The sequence below is a fragment of the Pedobacter sp. SYP-B3415 genome (genome assembly GCF_004138205.1).
Taxonomy (GTDB): domain Bacteria; phylum Bacteroidota; class Bacteroidia; order Sphingobacteriales; family Sphingobacteriaceae; genus Pedobacter.
In genome coordinates, this window is sequence record NZ_RXNQ01000002.1 from 34,858 (window position 1) to 56,864 (window position 22,007).

Here is a 22,007-nt window from a genome sequence, read left to right on the forward strand (position 1 = left end):
TTATCTGTTAATCGTGATATAACCTACGTACTTTTCTGTGTCGTCAAGGATAACAACATAATAATAGGTGCCAGCCGGAACTTCGCTGCCAATGTGAAGGCCAACGTTGCACCTGCCGTCCCAGCTATTATCGTAGGTCGTGTTTTTGTAAACCCGGTTAGCCCACCGGTTAAATACTTCAAGGCTGACCTTGCGGTTACCGGCATTGTTCACAATGAATTTGTCATTGATCCCGTCGCCATTCGGCGAGAAGCCCCCCGATATAAACAGCGGCTGCCGTTTAAGATCTACGGGTGTCGTAGAAGGTTGGTTTGTCTGGCTTGGAGTCAGCGTATTTGATGAAAGTTTAAATGCAATATTCCCATTCAATACAGACGCTCCTTCTACAATTGCCGTGTTTTGGAAGGCTCCCTCACGTTCTGTTGGCAACACGTTCATTTTCAGCTGTATCTGATTCGTAACTCCTACGGCCAGCGTACTTGCCGGGTCAAGCATTTGTTTAACCGTTGTGCCGTTGAAGGCGCTGTTTACCCGCAAGGTTGCACCAGCCAGGGCTGTAAGTTCTGTTACGCGGAAGGTGGTGCCCCTGAATACATCGGCAAGATCATCGATGAGGCTGATTTTTTCGAGATTAACCACCCCGAAATTGGTCACTTTGAAAAGGAAGGTGATGTTATAACTACCATCTGGTGCCTTTACCACCTCGGTTGCTGCTTTTGTAAGCCCTATCTCCGGACGCGGCACAACCAGGTCGACCGGTGTAGCCGATGGCGGAAGGTCAGGCCCCGGACTGAGACTGTTTGCAGAATTGGCGGTGACCGGGGTGTTGTCTAAGGCCGATGCGCCCGTAGCAAATGCAGTATTAAGGAAAGTTCCTTCACGGCTTGTCGGGGTCACGTTCAGCTCGAGATTAATCTGGGCCGTTGCACCAATAGCCAGCGTACTTGCCGGATTTAACAGGTCTTTGCTGGCGTTTCCGTCAAAGTTATTATTAACGGTAAGCGTGCCGTTAGCGGTTTTTGATACAACTGTAAAGTTTGCACCACTGAAGACGGTGGCAAGGTCGTCTGTTACGCTGACATTTTTAAGCGGGGCCTGGCCATAGTTACCCACTGTAAACAGATAGCGAATGGTGTAGCTGCCGTTCAGATTTTTGACAGAGCTTGTCAGTGTTTTCGTGAGACCTATTTTCGCTGGCGGAGCGGGCAGGGGAACCGGGGTCGGCGATGCCGGAAGATCAGGTGCCGGGGTGGCACTGTTTGCTGAAGTTGCCGTCACGGGCGCAGATCCGGGTGCGCCGCGACCTGATGCGATAGCCGTATTCTGATAAGTCCGGTAAACCGATGGCGTGATCCTGAAATCAAGCGTAACTTGTCCGCTTGACCCGATAGCCAGGGTACTGGCCGTCCCGAGCAGCTCTGTGTCGGTCGTGCCGTTGTAAGCGTTATTGATGGTCAGGCCTGAACCCGCCATAACGGCCTTACCTGTAACCGTAAATGTGCTGCCTGCAAATGTTGCAGCCAGATCGTCGCGAAGACTGACCGTCTGCAGGGCAATATTGCCATAATTGGTAAGCGTAAATAAAAATCTGCCGGTGTAGCTGCCATCAGGGTTGTAGTTCAGCGTTTGCAGCACTTTGGTTACACCGATCTTTGGTGATGGTGCAACAAGCTGTACCGGCGTTGGCGAAGGGGTATTGTTCGGGCTTGGGGTCGCACTGTTTGTGGAACTTGCGCTAACCGGGGTGTTGTTGGTTGTCGAAATACCCGAGGCAATCGCTGTATTGTCATAATTCCCATACACGGTCGGGGTAATGCGGACTTCCATGGTAACGGTCCCCGATCCGTTCACCGCAAGCGTACTTTGTGCGCTTAAAAGTTCTGTATTTGTACTGCCATTGTAGGCATTATTTATAACCAGGTTTGTGTTGCTTGTTACCTGTTTGCTGGTCACGGTAAACGCATTTCCGGCAAACGTTGCCGCCAGATCGTCCCGCAGGCTCACATTACGAAGGGGAACATCGCCAAAGTTGTTTAGGGTGAACAGAAAACGTGCGGTGTAAGTTCCGTCTGAGTTAAGAGTAAGGTTTTGCAATACTTTTGTGATACCGATTTTCGGCGTCGATACCTCTGTAACGGTAAGTTTAACCTCATCTACGCCCTGACAGGCACCGCCCCCGGAAACCGTCCACCGGAACGTGTATTCGCCTGCAGACAGGTTTGAAACAGTCGTATTTGCCTGGTTCAGATTGGCAAATACAGGTGCCGTGGTCCCTGGCGGGGTAGACACAATGGTCCAGGTACCTGCCTGACCGGCTGCAGGAGCTACGGCTGCTAATTGTGCGGTTACGCCTGAGGAAGCCGGCTTAATGACATTTTGATCAGGACCCGCATCAGCAGTTAGCTGGTTTGAGATCGTAACCCGGATCTCTGCCGGATTCGAAGCCTTCCCAAGATTATCGCGCAGCGAGTACGAAGCGAAAATTGTTCCGGGAGCAGCTGCAGGATCGGGCGTAAAAATAATATCGCCTGTCTGCTGATTGCTCGTAAACGTTCCCTGGCCGGGTAGGGTAAGGGACGACTGTACACCCGGCAGGTATGGCTCAAAATCTATAGAGGCTGGATTAATTGTACCTGAAACGGTTGATGGTACGGCACTTTGCGTTGCATTGGTCGTTGCGGCAGACCCCTGGCAGGTAACCATGGCAATATCTGCTGCCGAGGCATAGGCTGTGTTATACTCTTCAATACGTACGTTGCGGATCTCATGGAAATTTGTCAGCATACCTGTTGATGCTGCAATACCGTATGCCAGATTTGCGGGTGCCGCCTCTGTATATTGATAGTTCTCTATAATAGTGCGCGTAACCGGGGTGGCGCCGCCTGTAATTACACGCACGGTGATTGAATAACCTACGTTAGCGGGAGCAAGTTCAATAATCACGCGCCTGTAATTGGGATCTGAAGGGTTATTATTCCGGGTATTGGTGTTGGGAATCAGCGCAAACGGCGGACTTGCTTCGTCGCCCGGTGTAAACCGTTTAAGAAATCTGTAGTTCGCCGGATTGTTAAAGTCCATACCATCACCTTTACCCCTTAGGGTTACGGAGCCAGGTCTGAAACCATCGCCGCCCTGCCGGCCCTCGCTGGCGTTTGAAAAGTTTCCGTATTCGTCAATACCGATACCCAGATAACCTTTGCTTACGCCACCTGAAGCGCCCTGGGGAATATTGATCTGTGAGTAACCAAGCGAGCCGCCGAATCCTCCGATTGAAAAATTTGAGGTTGCTGATGCATCAAACAGGAAAAAACAGATGCCGTCTGCGCCTGTACCACCATAGGTATAATACTCGACGTCAATCTTCAATCCATTGACGGATGGAAAAGAAGTAGTGTTATAGATATACCCCTTTTGGTATTCGAGGTTGCTGGTCAGTCGGAGATAGCCGTTTCCTTCCACGTCAGTAAATGTGGTGCCGTTCGGGCCCGCAATCGGGCCTTTTCCGGCGGTCAGGAATGCCGGAGCATCGCCGCCAAAAAACGTGTAAGGGGCAGTCGAGTTCCGAAAGCTGAAGACATACGGAAATGTTGCCTGCTGCGCAGCGAGGTATTGAATACCAACAAGAAAAAAGAGCAACAGAAAAGAGAGTAACTTTTTTACCATAATGATGATCTAGTAGTGTAACGCGGTAACCATACTATACCATCTTATAGTCAAAACCTGAGCCATTGCAATTGGTCTCGATAGAGAACCAACATGCCGCATAGGATAGGAGGGTATGATTACAATGTAAAAGTAGGTATTTCCCACAAAATTTTTAACGTTTAAAACGGTATCGGGGCACGGCGCGTGCCTCAATCCGGTTGGTGCGTTCATCCGGACCGCTTAGAGCAATTAATGTTTATTAAAATTCCGGACTGAAGTTTATAACATAAATGATTACATCATTTACTGATAGCTTGTATAAGCCAATCATATGTGGGGAAATTGTTGCACAATTAATTTCTCGGATGTGTGGAAATCAGGTTACAGGAAGGTATACAGATGTTGTTGGCGCGTATTCTTCTGTGATAGATCCGGCCTCCGGAATTACCTTTCAATATCGGCTGAGGTCCAGCCGCATGAACCACTGCGACTTCTTACAATCTTTTTATCAGTTAACGCCGGCGCCATTCGGCTCTTTTTCGTTACTTTGGCGCTCAGAAAACTGCCGAAAATTGTTATTAAGAGTCAATGCTTTATCCTGTGCATGCATGAACGGTGCCTTTGGCTTGAATGTTGCCTCGTCCCTTGAGTCGATACCCCATGTTTTTCTTTTCGGCGAAAGCTTTTATATTTATGACCGATAATATTCCTTATTGAATGAAATTTACTACCCGAAGCATTGTATTTTTTATGTTTCTTTCGGCATTCTGCCGGCCGGTACGGGCACAGGAAAGCATGATGAGCGAGGTCTCTCTGGTTTACCTGGAAAAGCTGATCGCAACAGCCAAGGAAAACTATCCGCGTATGCGCAATTTTAACGACCAGGTTGCCAGGGCAAAAGTTGACATTGGCAGGCAAAGCGTTTCCTGGTTCGACTTTTTCAATCTGTCTTATGTCAGACAACCGGAAAACAACGTTACCGTAACCAACCCGATAACCGGTGCACCTGAGACAGGAAGCTCGCTGAGCCCGGTACTGCTGAATGGCTTTCAGTTTGGCGTAGGCATTAATCTGGGAACGCTTTTTCAAAAACCGTACAATGTGAGGCAATCAAAGATCGACTACCGCATTGCCCAGACCAATCGCGAAGAGTATGTCCTGACTTTAGAAGCGGAAGTAAAAAGGCGCTATTACCTGTATGTTCAAACGCTGGAGGTACTGAAGCTTCAGACCAAAGGGCTGGTCGACATTCAAAACACATTCAGGGATCTCAGGGCTAAATATGAGAAAGGGGCTGTGACCTTTTCAGAATACAACACAGGGCTCACATCCGTCAGTGCGCAGACACAAAGTAAGATTACCGCAGAAGGAGCCTTCCTGACAGCCAAAGTCGCTTTGGAAGAAATGCTTGGAAAAAGACTGGAGGAAATCAAGTAACATGGAGCTTAAGAAATTTATACGGCTGCTGCTTAGGAACAGATATGTTCTGATTCTGGTACCCATTATTACGGTTGTAATTACCTATTTCCTGACCAGGAAAATGCCCGACATGTACACGTCGCAGGTTCAGATTGCAACCGGGATCGTAGATAATACACAAAGTGTTCCGAGTATTCTTGGCGCTGACGTGCTGCAGGAAAACCGCATTAATCAGGAGTTCAGCAACCTGATTGAAATGATGCGCCTGAAGAAGATCATCGATCTTGTTTCTTACCGTCTAATCCTGAATGACATGGAAGGTACCAGACCTTTCCGTTCAGCGAGTAATATGGTTCAGGGCCTGAGCCCGCAGGCAAAAAAAAGGGCAATCGCCGTATTCAAGGAAAAATATCGCTCCAAGCAGAGCCTGAACCTGACGAATACCGAACAGAAGAATCTGGATGAACTGCTGCATTCCATGCAATATCATGAGTCTGATCTGCGTAACAAACTGAACATATTCAGGCTTGGTTCCAGCGATTTTATTTATGTGCAGTATGAATCTGAAAACCCACAGCTTTCGGCCTATGTAATCAACACCCTTGCCGACGAATTCCTGGATTATTATTCACTCTTGCTTCGCGAAAACCACAACCGGTCGGTTGCTTACCTCGAAGACCTGCTCAAACAAAAGTTTAAGACCATGAACGATAAGATCCTGGCTTTGCAGGATTATAAAATCAAAAATGGCGTATTGAATATCAGCGAACAATCGTCGAGCATATATGGCCAGATGATGGCTTTTGAGGCAAAGAAAAAAGAGGCAGAAAAAGACGTAGCTTCGATAAGCGGTGCTATTCGGAGTATTGATGCTAAATTTGATCCGGATGCCAGGAGATATGTAGAGGCTACACTCATCAGGCCAAATCAGCAAATTACCGAGACACGCGAAAAATTAAGGAATCTCTACGACAAGTATGTGGAGAACGATTTTGATGAGTGGTACCAGCCGCGCATCGATTCTTTGAAAAACGTACTTTCGACCCAGATCAATGCCGTAAATGATAACTATGTAAGTAACCCGCTTACGACAGCACAGAGCCTGCGCACACAGAAAGTAAATCTGGAGATCCAGCTAGACCTGGCGAAGTACAGCGTTGCTTCCTTAAGCAAGTCGATTAACAGCCTGAACAACCAGTTTAGTTCACTTGTGCCAAATGAGGCTGTTGTTCAGTCTTACGACCGGGATATCGAGGTAGCCAGCAAGGAATATCTCGAGATCCTGAACAGATACAACCAGATCAAAATGGAATCAGGATTTTCAGGCAAACTGCGCATTGTGCAGGATGCCATGCCGGGTACACTGGTTCCTTCAAAGAAAATGCTGCTGGTTATTATCAGCGGTGTGATCGGTCTGATATTCTGCCTGGTTGTATTTTTCATTATTTATTATTTCGATAATTCAATCCGCAATTCGAAAGACCTGGCCAATCAAACCGGCCTGCCCGTTCTGAGCGAACTAAACAGAATTGATGTAAGCAGTTTGCAGATGAAGTCACTATGGGAAAGCCGTTCGCTTCCTGCAGACCTGCAGCGCTTCAAAGACCAGATCAGGTCAATCCGTCTGGAAATTGCCAAAGACGTAGGGCTTACGCCCGATGAAAGCAAGGTGCTGATGGTTAACAGCATCAATGACCGCGAAGGTAAATCTTTGCTTACGCTGGGACTTGCATATGCGTTTGCCGTTACCAACCGGCGGGTGCTGCTTATTGATGGTAATTTCCATAACCCAGGCCTTACGAAGATCATGAAACAACCGCTTATGCTCGAGAACTACCTCAATTCGGGTGAAATCGGGGAGGTTCCGGATGATCGTGCGAATGTCTTCGCACTGGGTAACCAGGGCGGGGATAAGTCTTTGCTGGAACTCATCGATGCGCAGACTGTAAGTGAGAGGCTTTCAGCATTAAAAAAACACTTTGATGTCATTCTGGTTGAGACTGCATCACTGGTACACATCGACAAGTCGAGAGAGTGGCTGGATTATGCAGACGGAGTGGTGTCGGTTTTTGAAACTGACCAGTCGCTAACGGACGACAAAAAGGCGCACGTTACATTCCTTGAATCCTTAAAGCCGAAATTCCTTGGCTGGGTACTGAATAAAGCCGGGGCAGATGCAAGCCGGTAAAAAAAACGATGTATGAAGATTTTGTGGATCATCATTCAGGCACTGATCGGGTTTCATCTCGTGTTCCCGCTCTTTTTATACGTTTTTTACGCGTTGAGAAAAACTTTGCAGGGAACGCGGTCATTTACCGCGGCTGCGCAGCCTGCAGACTACGCTGTCATTATTACAGCCTATGAGCAAACGCATCAGCTGCCGGCTGCGATCCGTTCCATGCTGGAACAACGTTATCAAAACTTCATTATCTATGTAGTACTTGATAATTGTGCCCCCGACAGTTTTTCGTTTGTTCATGAGCAGGTGGTGCTGCTTTGGCCTGAAAGCGTGCTGGCGGGCAATGTGCGGTCGCATTTTTATGCTATCAACCGCTTCGTCAGAGCGCATAACCGGATTACCATCATAGACAGCGACAATATTGCCGCCCCCGGATACCTCGATGAGCTGAATGTTTTCTTCGACAGGGGATATGAAGCCGTTCAGGGCGTACGTGAGCCCAAGAACCTGAACACCACACTTGCCTGCCTGGATGCTGCGCGCGATCTTTACTACCATTTCTATGATGGGAAATTACTGTATGGCGCAGGCTCTTCAGCTACGCTGGCCGGTTCGGGCATGGCCTTTACGACAAGGCTTTACAGGGACTGTCTGGAGAACTTCGATATGCAGGGGGCGGGCTTCGACAAAGTGCTGCAAAATAAAATTGTACAGAAAGATAAGCGGATTGCCTTTGCCCAGCAGGCCATTGTGTTCGACGAAAAAACGACCCAGGCATCGCAACTCGTTAACCAGCGTTCCAGATGGATCAATACCTGGTTTTCGTTTTTCTATTTTGGCTTTGGTCTGGCGGGCCGTGGCCTGATGCGTTTCAGTATCAATCAGTTTTTGTTTGGCCTGGTATTACTCAGACCGCCGCTTTTCATCTTCCTGCTATTATCTCTTTGCTGTATGACCGCTAACATTTTTATATCCGGTACAGCTGTACTGCTATGGTTAGCAGGTTTTATATGTTTTATAGCGGGCTTCTTTCTTGCGCTTTTGCAGGGCAGAACAGATCCCAGGATATTCAGAGCGCTGGCGCACGTTCCGAAATTTATCTGGCTGCAGGTACGCGCCCTGCTGTTCGCCGCAAAAGCGAACCAGCGTTCGGTTGCAACAAAACACGACTGAGAACATGAGAACGAACCCCGATAAAAAGCCGGAAAAGACGATCAGACTTGACCCTGTAAAAGAGCTATCTCGTAAGGCAGCTATCATTCTTGCCTTTATCAGTGTTTTTGCATTTTTTGTCAAAATTCTTTTCCTATAGCATCCGGCCTGAAGACCAACCAAAACACGTCGAGAATGAAAAGCGTTGTATCAGATAAAAAAACAGCCCTGTACCTGGTCCTTACGATCGGCGGCCTGCTTTTTTCAGCGCTGATCGGTATGCTGGGCATTGTTGGGGCGGGAGCCATTGGTGCCCTCGTAGCTGGCATCCCGCTGGTTTACCTCGTGGTAACCCGCCCGAAATTTGGGATCATGGTCCTGATACTGATGGCTTTTCTTGTCATGTGGGTTATTCGTATGGGGGTAATCAACTTTCCGCTTGGAACGCTTATGGACGGCATGGAGGCGCTGTTGATCCTCGGCTTCTTTATCAAACAGAAGCAGAGACCTGACTGGAGTTTCATGAACAAGCCCATATCAATCCTGGTATTGATCTGGGTCACCTATAATCTTGTGCAGGTAGCCAATCCGGTAGCTGAGTCGCGTATGGCCTGGTTATATACCATCAGAAGTGTGGCGGCTGTTATGCTCCTCTTTTTTGTGTTCTGTTACCAGTTTGATCGTGTCTGGTTTATCAGGTGGATATTAAAGATGTGGCTGACTTTAAGCTTTTTCGCCGCTCTCTATGCCATTAAACAGGAAGTATTCGGTTTTTCCCAGTTCGAATTGAACTCAATCAGCGATCCGCTCACGACCAATCTCTTATTTATCGACGGCCATTGGCGAAAATTCTCAATCTTCTCAGATCCGGTGGCCTTTTCATACAATATGGTTATCGGTACAATTATCTGTATCGTACTGATCTTCGGCAGGCTACAGATATGGAAAAAGGTCATTCTGGCTGCACTGGCTATCCTGTTTATGGTTGTCATGCTCTTTTCCGGAACGCGGGGCGCATACGTGTTGCTGCCTGCGGCCATGGTGCTGCTGGCGGTGATGAATTATAACCGCAGGGTATTGATCTTTGCCGTGATCGGCGGCATCTTCTTCCTGCTGCTTGTGAGGCTTCCAACATCTAACCCGGCCATCGCGCGCTTTCAATCGGCGTTTACCCCATCTGATGACGCGTCATTTAACCTCCGGAAGATGAACCAGAAACGCATACAGCCTTATATTCTCAGTCACCCGATAGGCGGTGGGCTGGGGGCGACAGGTGTTTGGGGTGTTCGTTTTGCGCCTTACTCATTCCTTGCCAACTTTCCTCCGGATAGTGGGTATGTACGCGTCGCCGTAGAGCTTGGATGGATCGGCCTCGGAATTTTTTGCACCCTGATGTTTGTCATCCTGCGAACAGGCATTAATAACTATTACCTGATACGCGACCCGGAACTTAAAACGTATACGCTTGCCATGGTCCTGGTTATCTTTGCCCTGGGTATAGGAAATTATCCTCAGGAAGCGCTGGTGCAGTTCCCGAACAACATACTTTTTTACTTATCTGCAGCGATGATCGTTGCATGCAAAAAACTTGATGACGAGCAAAACGCTACGTCAATTCTGCAGTAAAGTGCGAAACATGCTCAAAAACAAAACGATCTTTATTCTTAGCCTGATGAAATTCGACGGGCTCGCCTCAACGAATTATACCATCGCCCGCGAACTGGCTAAAAACAACACGGTGTATTATGTCGATAACCCATTTACCACGCGCGATTGCGCGAGACAGAAAGACAGCCTCGAATTTTTAATCCGGAAGCCGCACTTCAGTAGCGGTGCAGCGGGCGTCATGGAAACCGATCTGCCCGGACTTAAGATACTGATCTGTCCGCCGGTTCTAACCATCAACTTCCTGCCTGAAGGCTGGCTCTACCGCACTTTGCTTAAACGTAATGAGCGTCGGATCATTAAGCGTATTAAGAGCGTCATAAAACGAGAGGGAATCAAAGACTATATCTTTATCAATGCTTTCAATTTCCATTATCCCGGCGTTGGAAAGGCTTTAAACCCAGGGCTTAGCGTCTACCATGCGGTAGATCCGATCATTGTGCCATATGACAGGCGGCATGGTCTCCAATCTGAAAGAGAGCTTGTCAAATCCAGTGATCTTGTCATCTGCACAAGTAAAGCGTTGTATGATCAGCACATTGCCCTGAACCCCGAAACCTATTTTGTACCGAATGCAGCTGACTTTGAGCATAGCAGCCGTGCTTCCGAGCCGGGGCTTGCCGTACACGGCTCAGTTGCCGAAATAAAAGGGCCGGTTGTCGGCTATCTGGGTAACATTGAGCGTCGCATGAATTTCTCTTTGCTGCAGCAGGTTGCAAAAAATAATCCTGATCTTTCATTTGTATTTGCAGGGCCGGTTGCCGGCGGGCTTATTCCCGATGGGTTAAACAGCTTGCCTAATGTACATTTTACCGGTCCGGTGAGATATGAGGAGATGCCGGCCGTACTGAAGGGCTTTGACGTCTGCATTATCCCGTTCGCAAAAGATGAAGTAAGCGCAACTATTTTTCCGCTTAAGTTGTTTGAATATCTCGGAGCGGGAAAACCCGTTGTCATGACCGATTTTAATATGGATTTGCGTGCCTTTACAAAAGATACGGTTGCTTTTTGCAGAAACGCCGACGAGTTTGGAACAGCGATAAGAAAAGCCCTTACTGAACAGGGGCCTGTCCATACGGCTCAGAGGCAAGCCGTTGCGAAAGATAATACCTGGGAGCGACGGGGTGAGGAATTTGCGGAGATCCTGGCCTCGGGGCTAACGAAGAAAAACGCCAGTTTTTAACATTTATTATATATATTCGAAGCAGGCGTTTTTACAGGCGTCCCGAATCAGAAAGCGAGCAAAAAACCCTATTTATCAATGAGCAGTGATAAGGATAATTATTGGATCAGGTCCGGCCTGATCAATCTGATTCAAAACTTTTCGGGTACCATCCTGAGCCTGGCAACATTTTTTATCCTTGTTCGGCTTCTGAACAAACACGATTATGGCGTCTGGGGCCTGTATATGCAAACCATTACCATTCTGGAGTTTATACGGAATGGCCTCGTACAAAGCGCGCTGATTAAATTTATGTCAGGCAGTGATGCGAAAGAGCACAATCACATCTTTTCAGCTACACTGACCATCAGCGGTTCGCTGACAGTTGTTTGTATCGTGCTGAATCTGCTTTTTTCAGGCTACCTGGCCGATGCACTTAATGCGCCCGAATTAAAGCCGATGTTTCATCTTTATAACATCGTATTTATTTTTTCCGGCATCATTACACAGATCAACTGTGTAGAACAGGCAAATCTAAAATACGTTGGCGTTTTTGTGAGCAACACAGTAAGACAAATAATTTTGTGCTCGTTTCTGGCCGTAGTGTTTTTTGGCGATCTCCAGACAGATCTTACAACGCTGGTCTGGGTACAGATTTTTTGTTCAATTGTAGGGGTTGTCATCTCCTGGATATACACGCGGAAATTTATCCACTTCAAATACATGTTCGACAAAGGCTGGGCGCTGCGTATCTTCCATTACGGCAAATATGCTTTTGCTACATGGGTCAGTTCGATTCTTGCAGGTACAATTGATCAGTGGATGCTTGCGGGAATTATTTCGCCGGTTGCCTCGGGTGCGTTTAATATTGCAGTGAGGATTGGTAACCTGATCGATATACCCACGAATGCGGTTGCTACGATCGTGTTTCCGCAAAGTGCGAAGCGTATTGAGACAGAAGGTAAAGGCGCAGTGAAATACCTCTATGAGCGTTCTGTCGGTATTATCCTGGCCATGGTTATCCCGGCGGTGATCTTTATCTATATTTTTGACAGCTTTTTTCTGCGGGTGCTTGCAGGCGATCGTTATGCAGATGCCGTGCCTATTTTGAATATCACGTTGCTGTATTGTGTTTTCGGACCATTTGGCCGCCAGTTCGGCGTAATCATGGATTCGATAGGAAAAACTAGAGTTACTTCACTGGTCGTGATTCAAAATGCGGTTGTTGTTTTGGTACTCAATTATTTCCTGATACACCGATACGGCGTTATGGGGGCGGCATACTCCACATTGATCGCAAATGTTTTCGGTTTTATTGTTGCCCAGGTTATACTTCGAAAAGAACTGGGCGTAAATGCATTTAATGCCCTGATCTACGCCTACCGCTTTTATCCCGAATTCTGGAATCGCTATATCAGAAAAAAGATTCCGGAAGCCGGCACCTAAACAGCCTGATTTTTTGGGAATTTACGTAACCAGAACTTCTTAATTTTATTCATAACCTTTTTTACGATGCGTCTGGCCGGCCCACGCGACCTGAACCGGCGCATTTCAGTCTGGCGGAGATATGTAAAGAACAGTTTTCTGAACGACATATTTCCCTTATAATCCCAGTAAATAGGCTTTTTAAGAATGAAGTGAATCAGCTTCGGCAACTCATCGTATGCAAACGGGGCAAAACCATTCCACGAGGGGTCAATAGGCGTCCATTCGTTTGCAAGCGCGACGTTGAGTCCATATTGATCCGGAAATCCGGCGTACCTGCTGTTTTTTTGTATGAGGTTCAGGATCTCTTCGCCGAGATTACGTTTTTTCCACTTCAGCAGATCCAGCACAAGAACGCCGCTGTTGAAGTAAGGCGACTTGCCGGGCAGATCAAGTTCCCTGTAATTTGCTACAGCGAGCGGATGATCAAAAGTTTCAAAAGGATCCAGTACGGCGCCAGCGATTTTTCCCTGGAGATCGACGTTCCATAACTCGCTGATCTCGCCGTTTACCAGGATATCTACATCCAGATAGATCACGCGGTCCAGATCCGGAAGCGTTTCGGCGATGAAAAGTCTGGCATAAATATTTATGGGGTACATACTGAAATCAAGAGGCACTCTTGCCGCTGCCGGCAACGCGGCGTTGAGCGGGATCCAGTTGATTACGAATGCAGGTCCAGCGACAGACCGTTCAATGCGGTCCTTATTCAGATCGCTGATGCGGTCGTCGATGATGTGATATTCAATGGGCTCGCCGGTCCGGTGGTTTTGTTTTATAGACCATAGAAGCGCGCATAACATGACCGCATAATTGTTATCACATATGCTTACGAGCGTTATTTTCTCCGACATATTCATCTTCTCGCTGCTGGACATTGATTAGTTCTTGTTTTCAGGATGCGCATGGTCTTTAACATCCCGCCAGGTAAAACGTTTGGTCATGACCTGTTTGGGGTGTTCTTTCCCAATCCGGAAGCCCATCCAGTTTTTTGGTGCAATAACCTGGCTTTGTTTGCCTGAAAGGTATGCTCCCCACCAAGAGAAGCTGCTGTTTGATATGATTTTGATATCGGCGTTCAAAATGATTTGAAAGTCGATAATTTCATTATTATAAGAATATACGAAATTTGGTTTTTCACCAAAGTAAGCTTTCACGTAGGTAATGTCATCACTAACAAAATAGACCTTATACTGATCCAGATTATCAATAGTTTGGAGCTGCTCATCAAAATATGTGATCGGCAAGGAGATGTCCCGCTTTTTGTAGGTCAGGTAATCCGTTCGCCTGATGTGCACAACAACAGTTTTGTTGTTTTTAAAATCTTCGCCGAACATCCTGTCGAACTGCCTGGTATACTTCGGTTTGATTTTGAAGGCCGGCTTATATGGTTCAGGTGTGCGTTCGTAGTAAAAATCGGTTTGAAAAAAGCCGGTATACAGTGTCCGGTCTATAGGTTCGACCGGCTTTGGAACATAAATATTCTGAATGTAATTCCTTTTAAGCGGGATCATACGGCTTAACGTACGTGCCAAAACTGAATAGATTTTTGAATTTAGGGTCAGGTTATTATAGCCGCCAAGGTCAAAATATCTGCCCAGCGTTGCATGATGCGGATTGATAAAAAAAATGGTCTTGCGCGGTGCCTGCGACTTCAGGTAACAAAAAAATGCAAACTGAAAAAGCTGATTCCCGAGACGGCCGTTAAATTTTACACCAATCATTCGCTGTACATCATTTAGTAGTTACGGATATAGTTTTTCACTTCCTCATCGTTTTTCGCGTGTAGAATGGTGGCTCCTGAGAATTTCGGATAGAGCTTATGGTAACATCCGAAATGATGCTCAGGCCCCTGTTTGCTGAGAATGATGTTTGTTCCGCCGAAATAACTCGCCAATGTGGCCGTTCCGCCGTGAATCGAAAGAAACTTCGCGGCGTTTGCGTAAATCATCAGTTGCAGATGATTGAAATTTCTTGCATTCGCCCGGTTTTCTTTCCATAGGTCTTCAAGCAGAATGACTTCCGGATGGTTCTGTTCAAGCCAACTGTATTCGTCCATATCATAAATATCACTGTTGTCCATGGTGATGTTTTGCGGACGAGGCCTGTTGTAGATTATGGTGTAACGACCCTTTAGTTCAGATATAACATGATCAAGCAGTTCGATACTGAAATAACTGATCGGTGGCCCGTCCCATTCCATATTGTACCGGTTCGCAATGACAAGCACGGGTTTATCGAACCTATAGATTTCATTTGTGTACGTTTGTTTCAGCGGAACCTGTGCCCATTTATTCATATCATAATCATGACTGTATAAAATGCGCGGCATCTCAAAGTTGTAATTACCCTCAGGCCTGCGGCTTTCATATTTCTCCTCGTGGTCTGGTGAGAAGAAATAGAGTTCGCGGGTAAATTTTGAGGACTCCGTTTTCTTCAGGGTTCCGTTCTTGAAATGCCAGTAGGCAAAGGGAAGGGCAAACTGCAGTTCGGGCGCAAATTCGCCATCGAACGACGTAACCTTATACCGCGGTTTGAAGACGTAATCTTTCAGCAAATATTTTGCCTGCAGCCAGATGCAGTAATACGTATCGCGGTAGTAATAACGTAGACTCCAATGCATGTTTCCGTAGCGCAGGCGTACATACAGACTGAAAATCTTGTTTAGTGTGTTTCTAAGCATACTATCCCTTCAGGTATTCCTTTGCCCGGCCAAGGTGCAGTTTAAACCGGTTTTTAAACGATTGAATGATTCCGCCCTCAGCTTTCAGCCTGCGGGATGAGGTAAATGCGCGCGTTTTGTCGCCGGTAATCAGGTAAAGTTTTCCCTGAGTCTTCAGGTTAACTGCCATTTTTCCGTCTTCAGCTTCGTCAACGAAGTAGTCGCTGCCCAGCGCATTATCAAACTTCCGTACCTGGCTAACCTGAAAACCGGTGGTCCTCCTGGCTACCTCGGTTACAAAACCCATATTCAGGCCGAGAAAATTGATGTGTTCCCGGTTACGTTTTCTTAGCCGGATTAAAATTCCTGCAATTTTCTCGTAAACGTAATACGGCAGCCGGCTTTGTTCCGGCCCGGGTATAAAGCTGTAGCGACCGTAAACGCCAACAATCTCCTGGCTGGACTCCATTGGCCTGACCATATATTCCATCCAGGTTGGCGGATAAAATGTATCTGAATCGGCGCACAGGTGATACTTGCCCCGTGCAACGTGCAGACCGAGCTGTCTTGCATGCGGTGTTCCTTGTTCAGGCTGCAGCACATTTTTTACGCCGAGGCGGTCCAGCAGTTCCTGCGTTTTATCTGTCGAGTTATTGTTGATGACCACAATTTCAACAGCACGGCCCGTTGTGTTAGCAGCCAGCGATGAAAGCGTACGGAAAATGTTGTTCTGTTCATTCCAGGCCGGTATCATGACAGATATCTCAGGCTCATCAGATTGAAAACCCTTCAACCTGTCGCGCAGGGTGCTAATGTCTGCCTCGGTAAGGCTTTCATACGTCTTTCCTGTATAAAGGTGTGGTCTGATCCAGACCGGCAGTTTGAAAATAGCCATCAGTTCAAAAAATAGTTATAGTTAAACCTCAGGTGCCTGTACAGATGCCGGACGATCCGGATCGGTATATTCGTTGGGTGGCGGCGCCAGTCGCGCTCAAAGGTGCTGGGCTCATCACTCGAATTTTTTTGCTCGAACAGGTCCTCAAACCGTTCATAAAACAGCCCTTTCCCTTTTTTCTGCAGAAAAGACATCATCATGCTGTATTCAGCTTTTTCCACATTCACGCCTTCCTTATAGGTGCCGAATTTTTCGAAGAAATTGCTGCGCCTCAGGTGTGGATGATCGCTGTACATATAAAATTTCTTGTAACTGCCCAGTATATTCAAGGCATTGAATTTCATAACAGAAAAGCCATCTTTAAACGTTTCAAGGTAAGGGAAGCGCTGGTACGCATAATACCGTACCATATCCAGACCCGGGTCAGCCTGCATAAATGCGAGCGATGAAACGAGTTTTTCAGGAAAAGGCGCCAGGGGAACAAAATCTTCCTGCACGTAAAGCGTATAGGGTTTTGACACAGCCCGTTGTCCCTTGTTGATGTTGTTGCCAAGACCTTTGTTAACCGGCGTGGTAACCAGGATAAAACCAAAGCTTTCGGCAAGTTCCTGCACCGCTTTCAGGTTGTCCGGTTTACTGCCGTCATCTGAAACTACAACTTCGCCAAAGCTGCAGGCTAAGGCAGCCCACGTACGAAGCTGACGCTCGAGTGATGCGGGGCGGTTGTAGTGCGTAATCAGCAGGCTGATGTCGGGGAAATGATTTTTTTCTTTCTTCATACCTGAAGTAGGGATTGTTGTTGCCCTTGGCCGGTGACAAGGTGACGTGTAAAACCGGATTGTCTAAAAATAAAGGTCCTTATAACATTTTGCAACTTTATACTGCAGGAATAATTTCCTCAGGCCACGCACAAAGATGTTATTTTTTGTTCGCCAATCCGGTCGGTAAGATGCCGTACTCGGTTCGTCTGCGTTATTCATTTCATCGAACAGCGCATATACGTCATGAAACAGAACAGCTTTACCTTTCCGTTTCAAAAAATCGATAGTCATGGTATACTCCGTGATATTCACGTTTTCACCCTCCCGGTACCTGCCGAATTTTTCAAAGAAGTTGCTTCGGCGCAGGTGGGGGTGATCACTGTAATAATGGAATTTTGGATAACCGGGATAATACCATTTGAATATCAGTTCGTCAAAGCCCCGGCCATAAGGTTTTGTATAGGGGTAGGGGTAATAGGCAAACAGCCGCGCAATATCGATGGCCGGATCTGCTTCCAGAATCGCAACTGCGTCAGAAAAGTGTTCGGCAAAGGCGGGCTTCGGCACAAAGTCTTCCTGGACGTACAAGGTGTAGGGTTTTGTTACGGCATCCTGACCTTTGTTAATATTATTGCCAAGGCCCCTGTTCTGCGGCGTGGTGATGAGCCGGAAATTGAATCGTTCCTGCAAAGCTTTCACCCGGTCAAGGTGTTTCTGCTGACTCCCGTCGTCAGAGACCACGATCTCACCGAAGCTGATGTCAAGCGCTTTCCATGCGTTCAGCTGTCGCTCAAGTGATGCTGACCGGTTGTATATGGTAACAAGGAGCGAGATGTCCGGATAGTGCTGCGCAGGCATAAATAGATTCTGGGATGTTAATCGATGAGTTTTTTTGCTTTTTTCCAGAGCTTCAATTTAACCTTTTCAAGGAAAGCGCGCAAACGTGTACGCGGGGTAAAACCTTTCCATGGCGTTTTATTTAAATAAGCGAAAAACTCTGCTGCATACTTCTTACTGAAATAATAATGCTGATAAATCGGCTTGACCATAATGAAGTGGATCAGCCAGGGGTCATCAATTTCTTCGGTTGCATAAACGTTCCAGCGCGGATCAAGCTTGAACCAGTTGTTTACGAAGACAATATTTAACCCATACTGGTCAGCGTAACTGATGTGTGCAAGGTTTTTCCTCACAATGTCTAACACCTGGTTACGCACATTAATCTCGCGCCAGTAATCAATTTCCATGATAAGCAGGCCACTGTTGAAATAGGGTGTCTCGTGGGCATAACCAAGTTCCTTGTAATTTTTTACTGCCGGCCAGTGCTTGCCGCCAAAGCTTTCCATCGGATCCTGCACGGCCGCACATTTTTTACCCTGAAGGTCTGTATACCATAACTCAGAAACATCTTTCCTGATGATCATATCGACATCGAAATACAGAACACGTTTAACATGTGCCGGCATGAAATCGGGAATAAACAAGCGGGTAAATACCGTTACAGGGTAGATGGTATTGTCGAGCGGAAATTTGAAACCTCTCGGTACGATATCGCTGTTCTGATGCCAGATAATGGTAACTTTTTCCCGGTCAACAGACTGTTCCAACCGGGCAATATTCTTTTTGCTTATTCCGGTGCTGACAATGTGGTAATCTATATGTTCACCGCTATGGTGGTTGTCACTGATTGATCTCAGTAATGCAGCGAGCATAACCGCCAGCTTATTGTCTGATACCGATACGATGGTAATGTTTTCCTGTTTCATGTGCAACTGCTGGTTGGCCCGCTATGTCAGCCCGCTAGGTATGCGTCTTGTTTAATAGTTTGCTGGTTGTTTTGATGAGTTTATAGTAGATTTTTCGCCACAACCGTACATAATTGCTTTTTGGGCTATAGTTGGCCCAGGGGGTCATATTCAGATACTTATAAAAAGTGTCCTGATAAAATTTACTGCCGTTATATGATTTGTAAATCGGCTTGATGTCTATAAAATGCATGATGTAGGGATCGTTGATGTCCAGGATCGCTTTGCAATTCCAGCGCGGGTCAAGTTCAAACCACTTATTTGCAAAGACTACATTAAGCGGGTACTGATCTGCCAGGCTGAGGTATTCTTTATTCTCTTCGCTGCAGCGGATGATCTGTTCAGGGATATTAGCCGCCCGCCAGGCCTTCGCATTAATGTGAAGCAGCCCGCTGTTAAAATACTTCGTATCAGGCGAGAGCCCGAGCTGTGCATAATTTCTGATTCCGGCCCATTCGCAGCTTACAACCGCAGAATGGTCCTGCACACAGCCAACCATGTAATCGCCGATATCCGTATGCCAGAGTTTCGATATATCCGTAACAACGATCATGTCTACGTCCAGGTACAACACTTTTTCGGCTTCCGCCGGAATTATGTACGGAGCAAACATCCGCATATAGGCCACGAAAGGAAGGGCAGATCCGTCAACCGGCAACACCATGTCTTTTGGCAGCACTTTTTTCATATCGCAGAAATGCAAACCATAGGCAGCCGGATCAAGGATAGTTTTAAGCTTCCCGATGTTTTCGGGCGTAATGCCGTTGTCTATAATATAAAACTCGATTCGCTCACCCGACTTGTGGTTTTGCTCTATAGATTTCAATAAAGCCGCCAGAAGGATGGCATAGTGGTTGTCAGTTGCGATGACAATGTATATGGTATCTTGCTGCGTTGACATGCGTGTGGGCTAAGTTACAGATTTACGTTGATTTTTTGACCTCAGATCTTTCAAATTCCCGGTGTTTGCGTTGTAACCCTCTCAGGAGTGAATAGGGGAAAGAAAAAGCGGAACATTTGTTCCGCTTTTGTATTATAGAGGTTAATAAAGGATTATCTCGAATAAATATTTGCATTGTTGCGGTAGCCGCCTACGGTGTTGATATACCAGTCAGCGTACGTGCTTCCGCCAGACTTCGCCCAGGCATCAAAGTGCAGATAAGCTGACGAAATCGATTTCGTTTCAACCGGGTACAAAAACGAACCAAAAATGTCTATTGCAAACGGGCGGTTGTCTGCTGTGATATAAAACCTGCCGGTTGCAGGCACCGATGAGTCACCTTCAGTACCCAGGAAAGAGCCTTTAGCCAGCGCAGTTGGTTTATGATTAACAAGGTGTACCTCACGACCGCGGTCAAGCTCACTGATCATAAATGGATTAAACGGAGCAGAAGCAGTAAACTCGTCATTTAGTCCGGCGCTGAACAAGAATTTAAGTGTTACCGGTGTGCCGGCAATTTTCTGTCCGTCAGGGTTGGTATTAATCATACTGCTGCCTGCGCCGAACAGATTACGGTAATTATCGAATGCAATGGCTACAGCTTCGTTATGCCCTGCTTCAAGACCATTCGCATTTGTGCGGATATATGTTCCTGACGAGAGGCTGCTTCCTGTTACCGAAGTTACCTGTGCGGGCGCAAGTCCGCTAATTGCTATGCCAAAGCCGTTCTGGAAACTTGCACCGGCAGCCAGCGGTTTATACTCAGCCGTCAGATCCTTTACTTTATTCGCGGCGCTGATAGCAAACTTATAGCGGTAGCTGACAACCAGGTCATTCATGTCATAATCGGCAACCTTTGGCCACTGATCCTCAAAAGCTAGCGTTCCCCATACAGACTCGCTTGGGTAAAAGCGGTTGTATGCGCGCTCAGGATCGGTTGGGTAAGCATCGCTTTCATCAGGAATACCATCACCGTCTGTGTCGACGATCTGAGTATCAAGGAAAGGAATACCTTCAGGTGAAATGGCTTCAACCGGATTTGATTGAGCGTAAAACATCAGGTCATTAAAGTCCTGATCGCTTCCGTGTCCGGCGGTACGGTTAATATCTTCAAACCCTACAATAAAGGTTTTTTGATTGTTGTTATTCAGTAAGACGTTATGGCGTTTCAAGTTGCCGCTTTCCGGATTCAGATTCTCGTTTGTATAGAATTTCTGAGCATTGAAATCTACCGAACCGTCATTTCTGTACGCGTTCTGCAGCAACACAAAGCCGATGGATGTACCTGCGCCAAAACGGCCGATCTTAACCTTGTCGCCCTGTATCATACTGCCCTCGCCGCGGCCACCTTTAAGTGAAGCATTCGGAAACACCAGACGGATGGTACCAATCTGATCTGCTGTCTGTGGCTTTTGACCAGTCGGATAGGTGTAGTAACCGAGCGAGTTGCGGTAGTCGGCACCTTCATGAACAAAGGTTACCCATACATCTGCCAGCTTGGTAATCGTCAGATCTGTTGGCGCCTCAGTAGCAATGTATTTGCTTTTCACTACCTGCGATTCAGGAAGGGTGTGGTTAATTTCCTGTAACAGGGCGCTGAAATCGATGTTGTCTACTGCCTCACGCACCAGTGGTCTGCCAAGTGCGTCGAAAGCCGATTTGTCATATATAAAACTTGTTGCCGCTGTCGAGGCGAGGGGAGAAACCAGACTCTCCTTTACAGCGCTCGTTTTTTGAGACACAACGTCGCCTGAGTAACCGTCAGGTCCACCGATTACAGCATTGATTGTCTGGTTGCGGGTAATCTGTACCTGAACAAATCTTGCCAGGCCGATATATACGGGATCTACTACCAGCTGGGTTTCAGACGCAGGGACGTTCAAAGTTGTTTTGATATACCCGTCCTGGTCACTCATAACTTTGGTAAGTTCAGTGCCCTTTTCCTGGGTAGCAGTACCAAATACGGATACAAGGACATGACTGATTGGCTGATTGGTTCTGGTGAGGAGGCGTACGTTGATGCTTACTTTTCTGGTAGTGTTATAGGCAAAACCATCGGGAGCTGCTTTTTCGCTGCCTGGAATTTCCTGATTTGTGCCGGTTTCTTTCTTGCAGGATGAAATTGCAAGAACTGCGAGTACGGGAAGGATCGGTAATAATTTTTTCATTTTAGGGTGCTTGGAACATATTATTCTACACGCACCTGAAAGAAAGAATGATGCCCCGTTCGTGAATAT

Annotated in this window: 16 protein-coding genes; 6 read left to right on the forward strand and 10 right to left on the reverse strand. The window is 46.9% G+C overall.

Going from position 1 to position 22,007, the window contains the following annotated elements; genetic code table 11:
- The gene (locus EJV45_RS01120; protein ID WP_129713783.1) at window positions 1-3,663 is read right to left on the reverse strand and encodes a gliding motility-associated C-terminal domain-containing protein; all 3,663 of its coding nucleotides are present in this window, start codon (window positions 3,661-3,663) and stop codon (window positions 1-3) included.
- 699 nt (window positions 3,664-4,362) lie between these two features.
- Between EJV45_RS01120 and EJV45_RS01125 the strand changes: the two genes are divergently transcribed.
- The 6 genes from EJV45_RS01125 (at window position 4,363) to EJV45_RS01150 (ending at window position 12,668) form a co-directional block, all read left to right on the forward strand.
- Entirely contained in the window at window positions 4,363-5,082 is a 720-nt protein-coding gene (locus tag EJV45_RS01125) for a TolC family protein (RefSeq protein ID WP_129713784.1), read from the forward strand.
- Window position 5,083: 1 nt separating this feature from the next.
- Window positions 5,084-7,252 (forward strand): lipopolysaccharide biosynthesis protein, encoded by a 2,169-nt coding sequence (locus tag EJV45_RS01130; RefSeq protein WP_129713785.1) that lies wholly within the window; start codon window positions 5,084-5,086, stop codon window positions 7,250-7,252.
- Between the two features lie 12 nt (window positions 7,253-7,264).
- Window positions 7,265-8,416, forward strand: coding sequence for a glycosyltransferase (locus EJV45_RS01135; protein ID WP_129713787.1), 1,152 nt, complete (start codon window positions 7,265-7,267; stop codon window positions 8,414-8,416).
- A 174-nt stretch (window positions 8,417-8,590) separates the two neighbouring features.
- Window positions 8,591-10,021 carry an O-antigen ligase gene (locus tag EJV45_RS01140; protein ID WP_129713789.1) on the forward strand — a complete coding sequence of 477 codons (1,431 nt, stop codon included), beginning with the start codon at window positions 8,591-8,593 and terminating at the stop codon, window positions 10,019-10,021.
- 10 nt (window positions 10,022-10,031) lie between these two features.
- Window positions 10,032-11,243, forward strand: a complete 1,212-nt coding sequence (locus EJV45_RS01145) for a glycosyltransferase (protein WP_129713791.1) — start codon at window positions 10,032-10,034, stop codon at window positions 11,241-11,243.
- Window positions 11,244-11,321: 78 nt separating this feature from the next.
- Window positions 11,322-12,668, forward strand: coding sequence for a flippase (locus tag EJV45_RS01150; RefSeq protein WP_129713792.1), 1,347 nt, complete (start codon window positions 11,322-11,324; stop codon window positions 12,666-12,668).
- On the opposite strand, the gene EJV45_RS01155 is transcribed toward EJV45_RS01150, so the two are convergent.
- The 9 genes from EJV45_RS01155 to EJV45_RS01195 all read right to left on the reverse strand — a co-directional run bounded on the left by EJV45_RS01155 (window position 12,665) and on the right by EJV45_RS01195 (window position 21,938).
- Entirely contained in the window at window positions 12,665-13,585 is a 921-nt protein-coding gene (locus EJV45_RS01155) for a glycosyltransferase family 8 protein (RefSeq protein ID WP_129713794.1), read from the reverse strand. The two genes, EJV45_RS01150 and EJV45_RS01155, sit on opposite strands and share 4 nt — an antisense overlap.
- A gap of 3 nt (window positions 13,586-13,588) precedes the next feature.
- Window positions 13,589-14,431: an alpha-1,2-fucosyltransferase gene (locus tag EJV45_RS01160; protein ID WP_129713796.1), complete on the reverse strand. Its 843-nt coding sequence runs from the start codon at window positions 14,429-14,431 to the stop codon at window positions 13,589-13,591.
- 14 nt (window positions 14,432-14,445) lie between these two features.
- Window positions 14,446-15,390, reverse strand: a complete 945-nt coding sequence (locus EJV45_RS01165; protein WP_129713797.1) for a hypothetical protein — start codon at window positions 15,388-15,390, stop codon at window positions 14,446-14,448.
- Between the two features lies 1 nt (window position 15,391).
- Window positions 15,392-16,264, reverse strand: coding sequence for a glycosyltransferase family A protein (locus tag EJV45_RS01170; protein ID WP_129713799.1), 873 nt, complete (start codon window positions 16,262-16,264; stop codon window positions 15,392-15,394).
- On the reverse strand, window positions 16,264-17,043 hold the full coding sequence (locus EJV45_RS01175) for a glycosyltransferase (RefSeq protein ID WP_129713801.1): 780 nt from the start codon (window positions 17,041-17,043) through the stop codon (window positions 16,264-16,266). Before EJV45_RS01175 ends, EJV45_RS01170 begins: the two co-directional genes overlap by 1 nt.
- Before the next feature lie 63 nt (window positions 17,044-17,106).
- The gene (locus EJV45_RS01180) at window positions 17,107-17,883 is read right to left on the reverse strand and encodes a glycosyltransferase (protein WP_129713802.1); all 777 of its coding nucleotides are present in this window, start codon (window positions 17,881-17,883) and stop codon (window positions 17,107-17,109) included.
- Window positions 17,884-17,900: 17 nt separating this feature from the next.
- On the reverse strand, window positions 17,901-18,791 hold the full coding sequence (locus EJV45_RS01185; RefSeq protein WP_129713803.1) for a glycosyltransferase family 8 protein: 891 nt from the start codon (window positions 18,789-18,791) through the stop codon (window positions 17,901-17,903).
- A 34-nt stretch (window positions 18,792-18,825) separates the two neighbouring features.
- Entirely contained in the window at window positions 18,826-19,731 is a 906-nt protein-coding gene (locus EJV45_RS01190; RefSeq protein WP_129713805.1) for a glycosyltransferase family 8 protein, read from the reverse strand.
- 152 nt (window positions 19,732-19,883) lie between these two features.
- Complete coding sequence (locus tag EJV45_RS01195) at window positions 19,884-21,938, reverse strand: LruC domain-containing protein (protein WP_129713806.1); 2,055 nt, start codon at window positions 21,936-21,938, stop codon at window positions 19,884-19,886.
- Window positions 21,939-22,007 lie beyond the last annotated feature (69 nt).

What these genes read in the sequence shown, in the direction of transcription:
- EJV45_RS01155 (WP_129713794.1), bottom strand. Translation starts at nt 13,585, where the DNA reads ATGTCCAGCAGCGAGAAGATGAATATGTCGGAGAAAATAACGCTCGTA.
- EJV45_RS01135 (WP_129713787.1), top strand. Translation starts at nt 7,265, where the DNA reads ATGAAGATTTTGTGGATCATCATTCAGGCACTGATCGGGTTTCATCTC.
- EJV45_RS01140 (WP_129713789.1), top strand. Translation starts at nt 8,591, where the DNA reads ATGAAAAGCGTTGTATCAGATAAAAAAACAGCCCTGTACCTGGTCCTT.
- EJV45_RS01150 (WP_129713792.1), top strand. Translation starts at nt 11,322, where the DNA reads ATGAGCAGTGATAAGGATAATTATTGGATCAGGTCCGGCCTGATCAAT.
- EJV45_RS01190 (WP_129713805.1), bottom strand. Translation starts at nt 19,731, where the DNA reads ATGTCAACGCAGCAAGATACCATATACATTGTCATCGCAACTGACAAC.
- EJV45_RS01130 (WP_129713785.1), top strand. Translation starts at nt 5,084, where the DNA reads ATGGAGCTTAAGAAATTTATACGGCTGCTGCTTAGGAACAGATATGTT.
- EJV45_RS01180 (WP_129713802.1), bottom strand. Translation starts at nt 17,883, where the DNA reads ATGCCTGCGCAGCACTATCCGGACATCTCGCTCCTTGTTACCATATAC.
- EJV45_RS01160 (WP_129713796.1), bottom strand. Translation starts at nt 14,431, where the DNA reads ATGATTGGTGTAAAATTTAACGGCCGTCTCGGGAATCAGCTTTTTCAG.
- EJV45_RS01125 (WP_129713784.1), top strand. Translation starts at nt 4,363, where the DNA reads ATGAAATTTACTACCCGAAGCATTGTATTTTTTATGTTTCTTTCGGCA.
- EJV45_RS01170 (WP_129713799.1), bottom strand. Translation starts at nt 16,264, where the DNA reads ATGGCTATTTTCAAACTGCCGGTCTGGATCAGACCACACCTTTATACA.
- EJV45_RS01145 (WP_129713791.1), top strand. Translation starts at nt 10,032, where the DNA reads ATGCTCAAAAACAAAACGATCTTTATTCTTAGCCTGATGAAATTCGAC.
- EJV45_RS01185 (WP_129713803.1), bottom strand. Translation starts at nt 18,791, where the DNA reads ATGAAACAGGAAAACATTACCATCGTATCGGTATCAGACAATAAGCTG.
- EJV45_RS01175 (WP_129713801.1), bottom strand. Translation starts at nt 17,043, where the DNA reads ATGAAGAAAGAAAAAAATCATTTCCCCGACATCAGCCTGCTGATTACG.
- EJV45_RS01165 (WP_129713797.1), bottom strand. Translation starts at nt 15,390, where the DNA reads ATGCTTAGAAACACACTAAACAAGATTTTCAGTCTGTATGTACGCCTG.
- EJV45_RS01120 (WP_129713783.1), bottom strand. Translation starts at nt 3,663, where the DNA reads ATGGTAAAAAAGTTACTCTCTTTTCTGTTGCTCTTTTTTCTTGTTGGT.
- EJV45_RS01195 (WP_129713806.1), bottom strand. Translation starts at nt 21,938, where the DNA reads ATGAAAAAATTATTACCGATCCTTCCCGTACTCGCAGTTCTTGCAATT.